The organism is Rhodopseudomonas faecalis (assembly GCF_003217325.1).
Classification (GTDB): domain Bacteria; phylum Pseudomonadota; class Alphaproteobacteria; order Rhizobiales; family Xanthobacteraceae; genus Rhodopseudomonas; species Rhodopseudomonas faecalis.
The window spans coordinates 306,493-323,697 of sequence record NZ_QJTI01000001.1 but is presented as its reverse complement, the minus strand read 5'-3'; the positions used below and the strand labels follow the sequence as shown (position 1 = coordinate 323,697).

The following is a 17,205-nucleotide window of genomic DNA, read 5'->3' as shown; positions in this document are numbered from 1 at the left end:
GCGTAGTCGCTGACGTCATCGCCGACACAACTCGAAGCGAAAGCGATGTTCGTAGACATTACCTCAGGTCATTCTTCTAACCGCATTCCTCGCGGATCTGTCAACGCCGCACGGTCTTTGCAATCGATGATTGGTTGAATTCTAAGTTATGGACGCTGGTCACGATTACGGGTCTGGCGGGTGTCAATCGTTGATACCATACGACCCCGCCGTTCGGGCCGCTTTACGGAAGACACATCGATGCACGGATCCATGCGCGAGATCGCCGAGCGCGCAACCTTCCAGAGTTTTGCCAATTGCTACCGGCGCGAAATCGATCCCGGGATGCCATCGTCACATCGGTCGGAATGCGGGCAACGGCAGAAGTACATCGAGTGGTCCTGCCCGATGGCGGCCGCGACATTACGCGCCGAAATCGAGCGGGAGTCGCTGTGCGGTCCGCTTCGCTTCGGGCGCGTCTACATTTGCCGAACGCCAGAGAACGCCTGGCACGAAATCGCGCCGCTCCGGGCGCTCTATCTGATGGTGCAGGAATGCTACTCCGGCATGGGCGCTGCAAGGGCGGAATCGCTGCGCAACGAAGAAGCAGAGCTGCTCGGCCGCGTACTCGCGAGCTATCAGTGTATCGCCGACGGCCTGCAGCAGACATCCGACCACACTGGCCGCACCTTCATCGATTGCGAACAAAGCCTGACGTTTGGGCATTGGCTTCATCCGACACCAAAGAGTCGGCAAGGCATGGCCGACTGGCAGCAGCCCACCTACGCGCCGGAGCATCGTGGCCGGTTCCAGCTCACATACTTTGCCGTCGATGCTACGCTGTTACGTCACGGCAGCACAGATGAGGTTTCCGTCTCTGGGATTCTCGAGACGCTCCTGCCTGCGTCCTGCCGCCCAACGCTGCGTCCGGGAGAAGCTCTGCTCCCCCTCCATCCGCTACAGGCCGAAGCTGTGATGCTCGATCCCGACATCGCGGAACTCGCCAGACAAGGCAGGCTCCGCCACCTCGGCTCGTTCGGGGCAGAGTTCTCGCCGACATCCTCGGTTCGCACGCTGTACAGCGCCGATGTACCGTGGATGCTGAAATTCTCTCTGCCGGTTCGGATCACCAACTCCTTGCGGATCAATCGGATGCCGGAGCTGAGGGCCGGCGTCGAAATGTCTCGGCTGTTCGCACGCACCGATTTTCTCGCGCGCCATCCTTGCTTCCGGCTGATCCGCGATCCGGCCTACCTGACGCTCGCCCTACCCGGCCGCACGGAGAGTGGGTTCGAAGTCATCTTCCGCGAGAATCCATTCGTTTCGGGCAGCGAGACCAAGGGCGTTACGATCGCAGCTCTGACAGCCGACCCTCCGCCCTGCACGCGCTCGCGGCTCGACTTATTGGTGCGCGAACATGCTACGCAGCAAGGCCTGCCTGTGGTGAACGCTTCGCGGCAGTGGTTCTCAGCCTATCTCGATTGCGCGCTGGACCCGCTCGTCAGGCTCTATGACGAGCTGGGCGTTGCCTTGGAAGCCCATCAACAGAACGTTCTGCTCGACGTCTCCTCCGGCCTGCCGACCGCGTCCTATTATCGGGACAATCAGGGCTTCTACCTGTCGAGCGCCCATCGCGATCGGCTGGTCGCGCTCGTGCCGGACACCGCCGAGATTGGCGGTTTGTATTTCGACGATCGCGCGATCCAAGAGCGGTTCGGCTATTACCTGATCGTCAATCAGATCTACTCGGTGATCGCCCGCATGGGTCAGGATCTGCTAATCGACGAAGAAGCGCTGCTGATCATATTACGCGAGCGGCTGAGCGGCCTAACGGACGAACTCGACGGAGTCGGGCGCGACTTCGCCGCCAGTATTCTCGATCGCCCGACCGTCTCCGCCAAAGCCAACCTCCTGACACGAATACTCGACATCGACGAGCTAGAAGCCGAAGACGGCCGCGCGATCTATGTGCAGTTGCCAAATCCGCTGTTTTCCGATCGGCGCGCGGCACGAAGAGGAGAAGCTCATGTCGCTTCCCGGTGACGTCCCGGCCCTGCCGGAGGAGCGAGTCGTGCGCCAGCTCATTGCTGCGGCCTTGTATGAAAACCTTTGCGGACCAATCGCGTTGGCCCCTTGTCCGGCTCGCCGCTTTGAATGGCGCTGCAACGGACGTGCGTGGCGAGCGCACGGCCGGATCGGCGCTTTCGGCCGACCTCGGCTGGATCCGGGAACGGTTGAGTGTCGCACCGGCTGTGTGTGGAACCAGGCGTCAATCGCGGATGCGGTGGCGGACCTTCCCGCAGACCCGCAACAACGCGTACGGCTTGGTCAAGAACTCGCCCAGACTGAAGCATTGGTGCGTTGGAATCGGCTCAATGCTCCGCGCCATGACCGGCGACGGATGTCATTTTCCGCCCTCGACGCAGCGATCGACGAAGGGCACCCCTATCATCCGTGCTTCAAGTCACGCACCGGTTTCGACGAGCATGACCATCGCCGCTACGGCCCCGAAGCAGGAGGCGCCTTCCAATTGGTCTGGCTCGCGGTGACGCGGGATCTGCTCCATATGTCGTTGCCGGACGCGGAAGAGACGTTCTGGAAACGAGAGCTCGGCGCCGCGGGACTAGCAGAGATCGCAGCGCACGCTGCTGCTCTCGGTCTCGAACAGCAACGTTTCGGTCTGATGCCAATCCATCCCTGGCAATGGCGTGATCTGTCGGCCAACCGCCTGCGTCCCCTGCTCCAGGCCGGCCGTATTCACGATCTCGGCGCTGCCGGTGATCTGTATTGCGCCAGCCAGTCGGTGCGCACGCTCGGTAACGCTCAGAGCCCGGGCCGGAGCAGCGTCAAGCTATCGCTCGGCATCGTCAACACCTCGACACTCCGCAACATTGAGGCACACTCCGTCGCGACCGCCCCGGAGTTGTCGCGCTGGCTCGACGCGGTGCTCGACAGCGACCCGCTGTTCGGAACCAGCTATCGACTCGACATCCTCCGCGAATTCGCCGGCGCGATCGTCGATCGCGATGGTCCGCTCGGGGGAGAAATCGCCGCAATCTGGCGGGAGAGCGTCGAGAGCAAGCTTGCGGACGGCGAGTGTGCAGTGCCGTTCAATGCGCTGATGGCGATCGAATCAGATGGCCTGCCCTTCATCGATCCGTGGCTGCAGCGCTACGGCATCAAGCCATGGCTCGACCGATTGATCGAAGTTGCGGTGCTGCCGGTGTGGCGGCTGCTCGTCGTCCATGGCATCGCTACCGAAGCGCACGGACAAAACATGGTGCTGGTGCACCGCGACGGCTGGCCCGAACGTCTGATCCTGCGCGACTTCCACGACAGCCTGGAATTCGTGGCGGACTTCCTAGCCAATCCGAACCTGGCGCCGGACTTCCCGACGCTCGATCCTCGTTATCGTCGCGCGCTGCCGAACCAGTATTATTGGATGGAGCGACCGGAGGACTTGCGCGACCTGTTCGTCGATTGCCTGTTCGTGTTCAATCTGTCCGAGATCTCGCATCTGGTGCAGAGCTTCTACGGGATCAGCGAGGGCGCTTTCTGGCATCGGGTGTCGTTGCGTCTGGCCGCCGACATCGCCGAGCACGGCCTCGGTGAACGCGCCGCCTGTCTCGGCTTCGGCTCACCTGAGATTGTGATCGAGAGCCTGCTCGCCCGAAAGCTCGGGCTGTCGGGTGAAGCGCTCCAACACAAAGTCCCCAATCCACTTGCGGCCGTCGCGCCGATCGCACGGGAGTATGCATGATCCAGGTCGGCGACAGTTTCTACGATCAAGCACAGCTGAACGCGATGGGCGCCCGCGCCGCTGAGGCTGTGGGCCTCAACGATCGGTCCAAGCTGAGCTTTGCAGTCTGCCTGTCCGATCCGGCAGAATTCCTGGCACTGCTGCTCGCTATCCGCGATGCCGACGCCAGTGTGCTGCCGATCCATCCGTCCACACCGCGCGCTGCGGCGCGACGGCTTGCGATCAACCTCGGTTGCCACCGGCTGGTGACCGATGATTTCTCCATCGACGATCTCGGCGGCGAAGGCCCCAGCCCCGGTGGCCTGTTGCAGACGACGTCCGGCACCACCGGCGAACCGAAGCGGATCGTCCGCAGCTGGGCTGAGATCGATCGCGAGATCGATAGCTATGTGACTACTTTCGCGGGCCCGCAGGACATGACGCCGCTGGTCGCATGTCCAATCACGCATTCCTACGGACTAATCTGCGGCGTTTTGGTTAGCCTGCGCCGCAGCCAAATTCCGCACATTCTCGGCACGGCCAATCCGAAGTATCTTATAGCTCGCCTGCGTCAAACCCGGCGGCCGCTGTTGTATTCATCGCCCGCCATGCTCCACGCCATCGCCCGCCTGCTGCCGGAAGGCGAGATGATCCATGCGGCGATGACCTCCGGAACGCTACTGCCCGACCAGTGGCTGATGACGATCCGCGCTCGGACGACGCATCTGTTTCAGCAATATGGCTGCTCGGAAGCCGGATGCGTCGCGATCAATCCGAACCTGTCGGCATCTGGCGACATGGGAGTGCCGTTGCCTCATCTTCGTGTCGAGGCCGGAGATGCCGATAAGCCGCGAGAGATCGTGGTCTACGTCGGCGAACGCGCAATCCGCACTGCCGATCTCGGCTACACAAGAGCCGATGGAACGCTGGTGTTCGTCGCGCGCCTCGACGACACCATCAACGTCTCTGGTCTCAACGTCTATCCGAAGGAGGTCGAGGACGTGGTGATGGCGATGCCGGGTGTGACCGACGCGGTGGTGTTCCGGTTGCAGGATTCACTCGCGGGGGAGCGGGTGGCTGTTGCGTTCAGCGCCGAGCACAGTATTGCACCCGCAGCATTGCGCAATTGGTGTATCAAGAACCTGGCCGCCCATCAGGTCCCAATGGAGACGGTGCGGCTGGCCCGCCTGCCGCGGCAGGCGAACGGCAAGATCAGTCGGCGAGAGATCGCTTCGCTGTACGCCGCAGGACGCCTCGAGTGTGTGACCGAGGAGACCGCAGCTTGACGCGTCAAGAGATCACAGCCGCGATACGCCAGGTGCTTGACGAGCGGATGAACAGCCGACACCTGGACGGATTCAGCCCACAATCGCGGCTGAATTCGGACCTCTACCTCGACTCGGTGTTGGTGCTGGACCTGCTTTTGCATCTGGAGCTCGATCACGGCATTGCCGCCCCCGAAGAGGCAATCGCAGCGACCGCGATCGAGACAGTGAACGATCTGGTCGAGTTGCTAGCCGGTGCTTCCCACTCTTCAGGCGCTGGTGATACAGCGGCGGCAGACGCTCCCAACGTTCATGCCGACGTCTATCCGGACATCAAAGTGCATTGCGTCGTGTCGTGTCTCTGCGACGCGGTGAAGGCCGCCGGCCTCGATCACCGTCCGCTGTATTTCGGAATCTGGGACGCCGACTTCGCTGTCTCGGACAAGTTCCAATTGCGCTATCACACCGATCAGATCAGCCACGGTTTCTTCTGCCATTGGTTCGAGCGGCTCTACGGCGTGCGCGTCACCGAATGGTACGATCATTCGGCGACCAAGCAGGCAAATCTCGACAGGCTGGTCAGTCTGGTCACCGCCCGGCAGCCGACCGAAAGCGTGATGGTGATGTTGGACATGTTCCATCTGCCGGAGCGGGAAAACAAGTTCAACCAGAACCCATTTCCGCACTATCTGATGCTCGAGACGGCGGCGGATCCAGACACGTGGCAGGTTCGCGATCCCGATTTCCGCTGGGAGGGGCCGATCGCGAAAGACCGTATCCTCAACGCCGTCGCTCAGCCGAGCGTCGCCGGTGGTTACATATTCGATCGTCGCGCCATGCGACTGCCGGCCACCGTCGATATCGGCGACTATTTTCTGGCGTGCTTCGTATCCGACGACAATCCGCTGATCCGCAGCATCCGCGAAATCGTCGACACTCATCTCGAAAGCCGCAACGGCGTGCGCCTGCAGGCGCTGGGCGATGCGATGCGTGAACTTCCTGTGCTGTCGATCCGGAAATGGGCTTACGAACACGGCTTCGCCTTTTTCTGGCGAGAGCTGAAGCTGCCGAACGACACGTTCCTGCCGTGGTGCGACCGGATCGAAGAGCTCGCGCTCGGCCTGCCGGCGTTACATCTGAAGATCCTGCGGTTGGCCCAGACCGCGGATCGCACCTGTGCCGCCGACATCTATCAGACGCTGGGCCGACTGGGTGCGCTCGAGACGGCGATCAAGGCCAAGCTGCACGAGGTATTCGTCGCCTGGTGCGCCCACCAACGTCTGCCCCAGGCGACGCTCCGGAAACGCCGTGTCGGTGTGCGGTGATGAAACTCTCAGTCTGCACCATCACGTTCCGCCATCACTTGCTCTGCTTCAGCGAGATCGTCGAGTGGACACAACGCAACGGCTTCGACGGCGTCGAGCTGTGGGGCGCACATGCGCGTAACCTGATGCAGACGCACCCGGAATACGGGTCAGACTGGCTCCGCAGTTACGGCCTGTCGGTGCCGATGTTGAGCGATTACCTGCCAACCGACGGCGACGTTGCTGACATTCGCCACCGGACCATCCAGCTCTGCCGGATTGCGCAGCATTGGTCGGCGCGAAAGATCCGTACTTTCGCCGGTAACAAGCCGAGTGCGGAACTTTCGCGCGAGGAGTGCAGAGCGCTGGCCGGCCGTATCGGTGCGATTGCCGGGATCGTCCAAGATCACGGCATCCGGTTGTTGGTCGAGACACACCCGAACACGCTGGCCGACAATGTCGAGTCAACGCTGCGCCTGTTGGCGGCTGCAGATCAGCCAGGCCTCGGTATCAATTTCGACGCCCTGCACGTCTGGGAAGGTGGCGATGATCCCGTCCTGGCGCGCCGCGCGCTCGCCGAGTTCATCGGGCATTATCATCTCAAGAACGTTCGATCGCGCACCGAACTCGGTGTGTTCGCCCCTGAGAATGTCTACTCCGCTGCAGGTTCGCGTGACGGCATGGTGCCGCTGTTCGACGGCGCGATGGAGTACGACTGCTTCCTTGCGGCGTTGGCGGATGAGTGCGGCTCGGAAGCGTCGCTCGAATGGTTCGGTCACGATTGCTTCGGAACGCTGGCCCGGGATCGACTCGCCATTCTCTCCCGCTCAATGTCGACGAGAGGTGTCGTCGGCTCGACAGGCGCGCAGCAAGTGCGGCTGACAGAGTCTCGTGTCGCCAGTCGCGTTGCCTCATCCAAAGGACACTCATGTACCTGATCCGTATCATCGCCGTGCTGACTGCCCTCGCTCTGCCCGCGTTGGCCTCCGCGGAAACAATCGAGATCCAGACCGCTCAGGGCATGGTCAGAGTGCCGGCAAGACCTTCGCGCGTCGCCGTGTTCGACATGGCGGCGCTCGATACGCTCAATCTGCTCGGCGTGAAGGTCGCCGGTGTTCCGGATCGGGTATTCCTGCCCGAACTGAAATCTGCCGCTGTCGGCGCCGAAGTGGTCGGTACGCTGTTCGAACCCAATCTCGAAGCACTCAGCGCGCTCGCGCCGGATTTGATCATTCTCGGTGGCCGTTCGTCGCCTAAGGCGAAGTTCACTGCCCGGATCGCCCCAACGATCGACATGACGATCGACGGCCAGGAATTGATCCGGGATGCCGAAATCCGCCTTCAGGCCTACGGCCGGCTGTTCGGCAAAGAGCGAGCTGCCGAGGAGGCCAGAGAGACGTTCAACTCGGCGATCGCCGCGGCGCGCAGTGCGGCCGAGGGCAAAGGGCGCGCGCTGATCGTGATGACCAACGGACCGAAAATCTCCGCCTTCGGGCTCGGATCGCGATTCGGCTGGATTCACAGCACGCTCCAGATCGCGCCTGCGGTAACCACCATGGCCCCCTCGATCCATGGCGAAGCTGTCTCGTTCGAGTTCGTCCGCAAGGCCGATCCGGACTGGTTGATCGTGGTCGATCGCGCGGTGGCGATCGGAGCCAGCGACAGCCAGGCGCGAGCCACGCTCGACAACGAGCTGGTTCGCGACACCAGAGCTTGGAAGAGCGGCCGCGTGATCTATCTGCCGTCGGCCGATCTGTATATCGCTGGCGGCGGCATCCAGGCGATGACCCGCGTTCTGGCAGCGCTCACCCGCGGTTTCTCGGAGTCGAGATGATCGCAGTCGAGCGGGGGGCTTCGCGCTCCATCGGTGCGGCCGCGCTGCTGGCGCTGGCCGCGCTGTTCGTCATCAGCATCTTCGTCGGCGTTGGCGAAGTCGCACCGCGCGACGTCTTCAGCGATCCCGATGCGCTGTATCTCGTCGCCGCGAGCCGGTTGCCGCGCACTTTGGCTGCCGTCCTGACCGGTGCTGGCCTCGCGATTGCCGGCCTGGTGATGCAAACGCTAGCGCGTAACCGGTTCGTTGAGCCGACTACGGCGGGCACCGGCCAGAGCGCCGCGCTCGGCATCCTGGTGGTCGCGCTGTTGCTCCCTTCGGCCTCGATCGCCACCAAGACACTGGTCGCGAGCCTGACCGCCCTCGCTGGCACATCGCTGTTCCTTGCGATCGCCCATCGACTGCCGCCGACGCAGCCGTTTCTGGTGCCGCTGTTCGGGCTCGTTTACGGCGGTGTGGTCGGTGCCGCCGTCACCTTTGTGGCCTGGCACACCGATCTGCTGCAGTTCATCGAGATCTGGACCAACGGCGAGTTCTCCGGCGTGCTGCGCGGCCGCTACGAACTACTCTGGGCCTCGGCCGCGGTCCTTGCCGTGACCTGGGCGTTCGCCGACCGCCTCACTTTGATGTCGCTCGGGCGCGACGTCAGTGTCGGCCTGGGGCTGGATTACGCCCGCATGATGCAGATCGGGCTGCTGATCATCTCGATCGTTACCGCACTGACCGTGGTCATCGTGGGGATGATCCCGTTCGTCGGTCTCGTCGTCCCCAACATGGTCTCGCGGCTGATCGGCGACAACATGCGGTCGCTGATCCCCTGGGTCGCGGGAAGCGGCGCCGCGCTGGTGCTCGCCTGCGACATCATCGGCCGGCTGCTGCACTTCCCCTACGAGATCCCCGTCGGCACCGTGCTCGGCGTCGTCGGCGCGGCATCCTTCCTGTGGCTCTTGTTGCGCCGGCCGTCCCATGCGTGACAGATCGACGATCGTGCTGACCACGCTCGGCCTGGTCGCGCTCGCCTGGATCGCGGCCTACATGACGGTCGGGCTGCGCGGAAACCTTTGGTTCGCGCTCGAACTGCGCGCCGTCCGCCTGCTCGCGCTGATCGTGGTCGCGGTCTCGATCGCGGTCTCGACGGTGGTGTTCCAGACGGTGACGACCAATCGGATTCTGACGCCCTCAATCATGGGGCTGGACGCGCTCTACGTGTTCAGCCAGTCGCTGCTGGTGTTCGCCGTCGGCGGGCTCGGCTTTGCGACGCTTGATCCGCGGCTCAAATTCGCCGGCGAAGCCATGGTGATGGTGACCCTCGCGGCACTGCTGTTTATGCCGCTGCTCAAGGCGCGCATGGACCTGATCCTGATGTTGCTCACCGGCGTCACCGTCGGCGTGCTGTTCCGCAGCCTGTCGTCGCTGCTCGCCCGGCTGATCGACCCGAACGACTTCGTGGTGCTGCAGAGCGCCAGCTACGCCAATTTCAACAGGATCCACGGCGAGCTTCTGGTCGCCGCCTGCGCGCTGACGCTGGTCGGCATCGCCATCGTATGGCGGATGCGCCACGTCCTCGACGTGCTGGCGCTCGGCCGCGATGTCTCGACCGGTCTCGGCCTTGAATGGCCACGCGTCGTTGCGGGCATGATCATGCTGGTCGCGGCGCTGGTCGCGGTCTCGACCGCGCTCGTGGGGCCGGTCGCATTCTTCGGCCTGCTCGTCGTCGCGCTCGGAGAAAGGCTGATCGATACGCGGCGCCACGCGATCCTGCTGCCGGCCGCAGCGCTGGTGGCGGTGATCGTGCTGGTCGGCGGCCAAACGATCCTGCAACATGTGCTCGGCGGCGCCTCGACGCTCGGCGTCGTCATCGAGTTCGTCGGTGGTCTGGTGTTCCTCGCAATGCTTCTGCACGGAGTCCGGCGATGATCGTCGTAAACAATGTCTCGCTCGCCCATCAAGGCGCACCGATCCTGAAAGACATTAATCTCGAAATTCCGGAGACCGGCGTCACCGCTCTAATCGGGCCGAACGGTGCCGGCAAATCGAGCCTGCTGTCGCTGATCGCGCGGCTTCAGCCATTACAGCAAGGCACCATAACAGTCGACGGGCTGACGGTGGGCGCAACGCCGAGCCGCATACTCGCCCGCACTCTCGCGATCCTGCGGCAAGACCCGGCGATCGCCAGCCGGCTGCGCGTGCGTGAGCTGGTCGCTTTCGGCCGGTTCCCGCACAATGGCGGCCGCATCACCGACGAGGATCGGGCGCTGACCCAGGCTGCACTCGAACGCTTCGATCTTACGTCGTTCGCCGACCGCTTCATCGACACGCTGTCGGGTGGACAGCGCCAACTCGTGCTGGTGGCGATGACGTTCTGTCAGGGCACGCGATGGTTGCTGCTGGATGAGCCGCTCAACAATCTCGACATGTTTTACGCCCGCGAACTGATGCGCGGCCTCCGCGAGATCGCCGACAGCGAGCGGCGAGCCATCGTGATCGTTCTGCACGACATCAATCAGGCGGTGACCTTCGCCGATTACATCGTCGCCCTGAAGCACGGCGCGGTGGTTGCGAGCGGCCCTCCGGAGCTGATCGCAAACACAACCAGCTTGCAGCGGATCTTCGGCTATGAGATGCCGGTCGAAAGCTATCACGGCAGGCCGGTCGTTCTGAACCACTTATGAAGTCCTGATGCATTGAAACACGGCATCCTACGATCCCACGCGAGAACGCGGCGACGGCCGCGCGTTGGAGACGCGCGACGTCGATTGTGGCCGTGCGCCTCGCGAGAGATGGCGTGGAGATGACCACCGCGTCGGATAACGACGACCGTCAGCGGGCGCTTCACGAGGCGACCGAGTGGTTCGTCCGCCTCAACAATCCTCTCGCGTCCAACGAAACGCGCCGCGCTTACCAGACCTGGCTCGCGGCGAATGCTGCACATGCTGAAGCGATCCAGGCCGTCTGGGAGTTCTGGGGTGAGCTCGATCAACCGGCAGCTCGGCTCGCCGCTTCCGGCTGGCACCGCGAAGCCCCTGCGCCGATCCCGACTCCGCGCCCCCGCCAACCGGCAAAAATCGGGGGGAAGTTCGCCGCCGCTGCAACGGTGCTGGCGCTGGCTGCCGCGATCTTCGTCTGGCGCGATCCCGGCATCATCGACCGGGCCTTTGCCGATGCGGCCACGCGCCCTGGTGAGCGGCGCGACGTGCGCCTCGCCGATGGCTCGCTGGCGGTGCTCGACGGCGATACCGCCCTGAACAGCGACATGGCCGGCGGTCGCCGCGTCGTTACCTTGTTGCGCGGCAGGGCCTGGTTTGACGTCGTTGCCGACGCGGCACGTCCTTTCACCGTCCACGCGGGACAGGTGGACGTCCTGGTCCGCGGCACCGCCTTCGAAGTCGACCGCGACGCTGCGACGGTGACTGTCGAACACGGCCGTGTCGCAGTCTCAGGTCCTCAGACTGCAGATCTCCAAGTCGATCTGACCGATTGGCAGCGGGTCGCTTTCCAGAACGATCGCCTCGGCACGCCAGCCGCGATCGAACCGGATCAGGCATTCGCTTGGCGACGCGGCCTGATCATCGTCGACCGCGCACCGCTGTCGCAGGTGGTCAAAGAACTCGACAAAATGGCGGCCGGTCACGTTCTGATCGTCGATCGGCAACTCGAACGGACGACGCTGTCCGGTACTTTTCGCGCCGACGATCAGGATACGGTGCTGGAGGCGCTGCGCGCCACCCTTGGCGTGCGCACCTTGTCGGTGCCTGGAGTCGCCACCCTGATCTATCGATAATGCCTCTCACTATTTTTACGGGTTTTGCCTCGCACGCACGTTGATCAGCGAGGGCTTTGAACGCGTACCCCTCGAACGTCGTGGGGGACGTCAAGACCATGCGAAGATTTGCCAGTATCGCCGGATCGAGGTGCGGGGCCTCCCTCTGTGCGTTGGCGTTTCTCGTGACCGCGTCCGAAGCCCGGCCGCAAGCGGTCGCGTCGTTCGATTTTCGGATCGACGCCAAGCCCCGGTTGTCGGCCCTGGCCGATTTCACGACGACAACAGGGATTCAGGTCGTTCGGCTGGGTGGAGGAGCGATCAGCGGCACCTCACCGGCCGTCAGCGGCCGGCTCGCCGCCGAAAGCGCGCTACGCGAAATTCTCTCCGGCTCGAACCTCACCTATCGCTTCACCGGCCCGCGCACCGTCGCCATCGAGTCGTCGCTCGACATCGCCATCGAAACGATCAGCGTGAGTGAGGCCAGCATCGGGCGCGGCGGCGTAAGCGAGATCGATATCACAAGCGCCGATATCGAACGTCGAAATGCAACCGACCTCAGAGGCGTCTTCCGCGGCGAACCAAGCGTTGTGGTCGGCTCGTCATTGCCGATGTCGCAGAAGCTCTATGTTCAGGGCATCGATGAAACCAATCTGGCGATCTCGATCGACGGCTCGCGCCAGAACAACAAGGTATTCCACCACAACGCCACCACGATGATCGATCCCAACCTGCTCAGGGCGCTCCGCGTTGATGCCGGTGTAGCCCCTGCCGACTCCGGTCCCGGCGCGCTCGGCGGCGCAATCGCCTACTTGACCAAGGACGCGCGAGACTTTCTCGCCGCGGACGGTTTCGGCGGCTCGATCAAGTCGACGTTCAACTTGAACGGCAATGTCTCGACCACCAACCTCACCAGCTACAGCCGTCAGGGCGGATTCGAGGCGCTTGGCTCATTCACCTATGGCAAAGGCAGCGAATTCCGAGCCGGTAATGACGAACAGGTGCTCGGCAGCTCGACCAATGTTCTGAGCGGCCTCGGCAAGCTCGCCTATCAGAGTGCCGAGGGACGTCGATTGTCGATCAGTCACGAGCTGATCCGCGACGATGCCATCCGGCCATTCCGCGCCAACGCGGTGCAGATCTACGGCCCGCAGATGACGCCGCTCGTCCGCCCTTACACCCTCGACCGGCAAAACACGGTCGTTACCTATTCCAATGACTCTGCAGAGGGGTGGTGGGATCCGAACGTTGTGCTTGGCTACAACCGCACCCAGGTCGCGGTCGACCAATACGCTGGTGCCACGCTAGACACCTACAGCCACACCAGCAAAGGCTTAACTGACAGTCTCAACGGCAAGCTTGAGAACAAGTTCGCACTGCCGATCGGCGACATCGTCGCCGGCATCGATTTCTATCGTGACCGCGCCAGGTCGATCGAACAGACCTATCGAACTGCTGAGACCGCCGACAATGTCGGCGCCTATGCCCAAGCCCGCCTGAAACTCGCAAACAGCACCAAGCTGTCCTTCGGGCTGCGCGGCGACCATCAGCAGTTCGGCGGCATCAATGGCTTCCGCTCCAGCGACCACGGCTTGAGCAGCAACGTATCGGGCGAGCACGCCCTGACTAGTCACCTGACCGCAAAGGCCGGTTACTCCAACGTCTGGGCCGGCGTTCCGCTTGCAGAGAACTACGTCCAGAACCCGGCCTGGAACTACGGCGCCGGGCCGCGTTCAGTTACCTCGGACAACGCTACCGCCGGCTTGGTCGCGCACTTTGCGAGGTTCCGGATCGAGGGCGGCGTATTCCGTACTCGAATCTGGGATGCCCGCGTCCCGCTGTGGGCCGCCGCCATGGCGCTCCGCGCCTTCGATGTGCAAAGCCAAGGCTTTCACATCGGCAGTGCGTTCTCTTGGGACGATGGATTCGTTCGCCTGCGGTTCGTTCGCACCGACGCAACGATCAGTGGCAGGCCGGCCGACAGCTATTTCGGAAAATACCTAACCGCGCCGATCGGCGACATCCTGACCGTTCAGGTTGAGCACAGATTCGCGCCGCTAAGCCTGGCGATCGGCGGTGATGTCGAGATCGCGTTCGAGGACGACAGCCTGCTGAATCCCGTCACCGGGATCGGCCGACTCGACGGCTACGAGGTGGTCAACCTCTTTGCCGAACACCGTCCGATCGCCGTGCCGTCGCTGACGCTCCGCGGCGATGTTCGCAATCTCTTGAACCAGACTTATGCGGCGCGCGGCACTTACGGACTCGAATATGGCAGCGGCATCGTCCGGCCACTCTATGACCCCGGCCGCTCCTACCTGGTCAGCGCCAAGCTGACGTTCTAGCCGGCCCGCGCAATGGAAAACGACATGCATGTGATCATTCGAGCGATGCGCCGGGAAGATGCGGCCGACATTTACGAAATCGTCAATCAACACGCCTTTCGGTTCTGGACCCTCGCCCTTCCCTACGAGTCGTTCGAAACCATTACCAAATGGCTGGAGCCACAGTCTCCACGCGACCTGAACTACTCGGCGGAGGTGGATGGACGCGTTGTCGGTGCGTCCGCGTTGCGCCCGTTTTACGGGCGCCGCGCCCACGCCGCTGAATTTTGGATCGGCGTTCACGAGAGCTACGCCCGCATCGGCGTCGGCACGAAGCTGCTGGCCGCGATGATCGACACCGCCGACAACTGGCTGAACATCAAACGGCTGGAGATGACGGTGTTCACTGACAATGTCGCAGCGCTGGCGCTGTACGCGAAGTTCGGCTTCGCGATCGAGGGCACGCACAAGGCCGCCAGCTTTCGAGAGGGTGAGTTCGTCGACGCCCATTGCATGGCGCGACTGCGATGAATTGCCTCGTCTTACTTCGCATTCGGCCTCGAGGCGCCGCTCGACGCAGCCGCGAACCGTGGCCGCAGATTGCGGCCGATCGCCCGCAGTCCCGCAGCGCAACGGTAGCTCTCCACGACATTCAACGAACAACATCTCGGAGACATTGATGAGAAAGACAGTTGGTCAGATCGCTCTGGTCATTTCTGGTTTCGGTGTGATGCCGCTTGCCGACGGCGCTCTGGCGCAAACGTCGTCGTCGCGTTCGACGAGCCTGCCGCCGATCGAGATCCGGGCGCGGCAGACCGAGGCGCCGCCGACGGTGTTCCCCACGCCCGGCGTGCCACAAACCGGAACGATCGGACAGCCGCCGGTTCCCTATGCCGGTGGTCAGGTCGGCAGCGGTGCACGCCTCGGCCTGCTCGGCAACACTTCCATCTTCTCGGCGCCGTTCAACATCACCAGCTTCACCTCCAAGCTGATGGAGGATCAGCAGGCGCGGAGTATCGCGGACGTGGTGTCGAACGATCCGTCGGTGCGCAACGACGCCCCACCGTTCAGCGAGCGCGACTCGTTCTTCATCCGCGGCTTCTCGGTAACCAACCTCGACACCGCCTATGACGGGTTGTTCTATCTCGCCAATCCGCGGCGAAACTTCCTCGAGGGCATCGAGCGAATCGAGATCCTGAAAGGCCCGAGCGCGCTGCTCAGCGGCGGCACCGCCCGGGTCGGCGGCACGATCAACTTGATCCCGAAGCGGGCCGGCGACGAACCGCTGACGCGCCTGACGACCGGCTGGATGAGCGACTCCCAGATCTGGAATCACCTCGATGTCGGCCGCCGCTTCGGCGACCTCAAGGAATGGGGCGTTCGCTTCAACGGCTCCTACCGCAATGGCGACACGCCGCTCGACCTCAACTCGGTCGAGGTCGGCGTCGCCTCGCTCGGCCTCGATTATCGCAGCGAGAACTTCCGCGCCTCGCTCGACCTCAACAGCTCGGTCCAGCACATCAATGCGCCAACGTCGCTGTTCAACTCGGCGGCACCGAACATTGTCATCCCGCCCGCGCCGAACGGCCGCATCAACACCGCAAGCAAGGACGAGTACATCGACAGCCGCTACAAGATGATCGCTGGCCGCGCCGAATACGACATTCTGCCGGATACCACGCTGTATCTCGCCGGTGGCGGCAGCATCTACAACGAAGACTTCCTTACTTCGTCCTACCGCATCACCAATTTCAACGGCACGGCGACCAACACGCTCGCAGTCCAGCCGCAAGAGCTACAGGGCTACACCGGCGAGATCGGGCTGCGCTCGAAGTTCAGGACCGGCGTAATCGGCCACCAGCTCAACGTCTCGGCGGTCGAGGCCAACAACGAGCTGTATCGCGGCGGCACGCTCGGCTTCACGCCGTACAGCTATGTGACCAATATCTACAATCCGGTGCGTCCGCGTCCGGGGGCGTTTCAGACCAGCGGTTTTGCGCAGTCCGACGACCGGCCGCTGCTGTCGCGGCTGACCGCTCGCAGCGTGGCAGTGTCGGATACGCTGTCGCTGTTCAACGACCGGCTGCTCCTGACCCTTGGCGGTCGCTGGCAGGACATCGCGCTGAGCGGCTTCGTCACGGCCGCGGGGCCAACGCAGGGAACCCGCTCCTCCTACTATAACGAAGCCCGCTTCAGCCCCGCCGTCGGCGCCGTGATCCGCGCGACGGACGAGCTATCGATCTACGCAAACTATATCGAAGCGCTCGACGCGGGGCCGACTGCCCCCGCAACGGCGCGCAACCCCAACACGGTATTCCCGCCGACGGTGAGCAAGCAACAGGAGGTCGGCGCCAAGTATGATTTCGGTTTCGTCGCGTTGACGGCCTCACTATTCCAGATCGAGCAGCCCAGCGCCTACACCGACCCCACCACCAGAATCTTCTCGGTCGACGGGCTGCAGCGCAACCGTGGCGCCGAATTCAACATCTTCGGCGAGCCGTTCAAGGGCGTCCGCCTGCTCGGCGGCATCGCGGTGATCGATGCCAAGCTGGTATCGACCATCGGCGGCCGCTACAACGGCAACGACGTCCCCGGTGTGCCGACGACCTCGCTGACGCTTTACGGCGAATACGATCTGCCGTCCTGGATGGCCCCGGACGTCACCCTCACCGGCCGCGTGATCCACGCGGCCGACGTGTTCTACGATCAGGCCAACACGCAGACCGTGTCCGACTGGACGCGGGTCGACCTCGGCGCCCGCTACACCTTCATCGCCCCGAACGGCAAGCCGGCCGTGCTGCGCGCGACGGTCGAGAACGTGGCGGATACGGCCTACTATCTGTCGGCGGCCCGCGGCTATCTCGCCGTCGGCGCACCTCGCACTTACATGGTGTCGGCGACGTTCAATTTCTAAACATCGATCGTGCGGCGCGCGGTTCGGCGACGCCGCCCAAACAACGCGAAACAACTCAGGCGTCGCCCGCCTGAGCCGTTCGTCAC

General features: G+C 63.4%; 13 protein-coding genes. All 13 read left to right on the top strand.

Translation table 11 applies throughout. The features are described from left to right. The first annotated feature begins 240 nt into the window (after nt 1-240). The 13 genes from BJ122_RS01540 to BJ122_RS01480 all read left to right on the top strand — a co-directional run bounded on the left by BJ122_RS01540 (nt 241) and on the right by BJ122_RS01480 (nt 17,119). Nucleotides 241-2,022: an IucA/IucC family protein gene (locus tag BJ122_RS01540; protein WP_110779398.1), complete on the top strand. Its 1,782-nt coding sequence runs from the start codon at nt 241-243 to the stop codon at nt 2,020-2,022. Then, nucleotides 2,006-3,739: an IucA/IucC family protein gene (locus BJ122_RS01535; protein WP_110779397.1), complete on the top strand. Its 1,734-nt coding sequence runs from the start codon at nt 2,006-2,008 to the stop codon at nt 3,737-3,739. The genes BJ122_RS01540 and BJ122_RS01535 overlap by 17 nt, the downstream gene beginning before the upstream one ends. After that, nucleotides 3,736-5,004: an AMP-binding protein gene (locus BJ122_RS01530; protein ID WP_110779396.1), complete on the top strand. Its 1,269-nt coding sequence runs from the start codon at nt 3,736-3,738 to the stop codon at nt 5,002-5,004. Before BJ122_RS01535 ends, BJ122_RS01530 begins: the two co-directional genes overlap by 4 nt. Next, a complete protein-coding gene (locus tag BJ122_RS01525) occupies nt 5,001-6,308 on the top strand; it encodes a DUF6005 family protein (protein ID WP_110779395.1) in 1,308 nt (435 codons plus the stop codon). The genes BJ122_RS01530 and BJ122_RS01525 overlap by 4 nt, the downstream gene beginning before the upstream one ends. Then, a complete protein-coding gene (locus BJ122_RS01520) occupies nt 6,308-7,225 on the top strand; it encodes a sugar phosphate isomerase/epimerase family protein (protein WP_110779394.1) in 918 nt (305 codons plus the stop codon). The genes BJ122_RS01525 and BJ122_RS01520 overlap by 1 nt, the downstream gene beginning before the upstream one ends. Continuing rightward, nucleotides 7,216-8,121, top strand: a complete 906-nt coding sequence (locus BJ122_RS01515) for a siderophore ABC transporter substrate-binding protein (protein ID WP_110779393.1) — start codon at nt 7,216-7,218, stop codon at nt 8,119-8,121. Before BJ122_RS01520 ends, BJ122_RS01515 begins: the two co-directional genes overlap by 10 nt. Then, the gene (locus BJ122_RS01510; protein WP_110779392.1) at nt 8,118-9,095 is read left to right on the top strand and encodes an ABC transporter permease; all 978 of its coding nucleotides are present in this window, start codon (nt 8,118-8,120) and stop codon (nt 9,093-9,095) included. The genes BJ122_RS01515 and BJ122_RS01510 overlap by 4 nt, the downstream gene beginning before the upstream one ends. Continuing rightward, nucleotides 9,088-10,038 carry an iron chelate uptake ABC transporter family permease subunit gene (locus BJ122_RS01505; protein WP_110779391.1) on the top strand — a complete coding sequence of 317 codons (951 nt, stop codon included), beginning with the start codon at nt 9,088-9,090 and terminating at the stop codon, nt 10,036-10,038. Before BJ122_RS01510 ends, BJ122_RS01505 begins: the two co-directional genes overlap by 8 nt. Next, entirely contained in the window at nt 10,035-10,793 is a 759-nt protein-coding gene (locus BJ122_RS01500) for an iron ABC transporter ATP-binding protein (protein WP_110779390.1), read from the top strand. The genes BJ122_RS01505 and BJ122_RS01500 overlap by 4 nt, the downstream gene beginning before the upstream one ends. Nucleotides 10,794-10,912: 119 nt before the next feature. Then, nucleotides 10,913-11,902 carry a FecR family protein gene (locus BJ122_RS01495; RefSeq protein ID WP_110779389.1) on the top strand — a complete coding sequence of 330 codons (990 nt, stop codon included), beginning with the start codon at nt 10,913-10,915 and terminating at the stop codon, nt 11,900-11,902. Between the two features lie 164 nt (nt 11,903-12,066). Beyond that, nucleotides 12,067-14,226 carry a TonB-dependent receptor gene (locus tag BJ122_RS01490; protein WP_245407564.1) on the top strand — a complete coding sequence of 720 codons (2,160 nt, stop codon included), beginning with the start codon at nt 12,067-12,069 and terminating at the stop codon, nt 14,224-14,226. A 24-nt stretch (nt 14,227-14,250) separates the two neighbouring features. Continuing rightward, nucleotides 14,251-14,736: a GNAT family N-acetyltransferase gene (locus BJ122_RS01485; protein WP_245407563.1), complete on the top strand. Its 486-nt coding sequence runs from the start codon at nt 14,251-14,253 to the stop codon at nt 14,734-14,736. A 148-nt stretch (nt 14,737-14,884) separates the two neighbouring features. After that, the gene (locus tag BJ122_RS01480; protein WP_110779386.1) at nt 14,885-17,119 is read left to right on the top strand and encodes a TonB-dependent receptor; all 2,235 of its coding nucleotides are present in this window, start codon (nt 14,885-14,887) and stop codon (nt 17,117-17,119) included. Nucleotides 17,120-17,205: the final 86 nt, after the last annotated feature.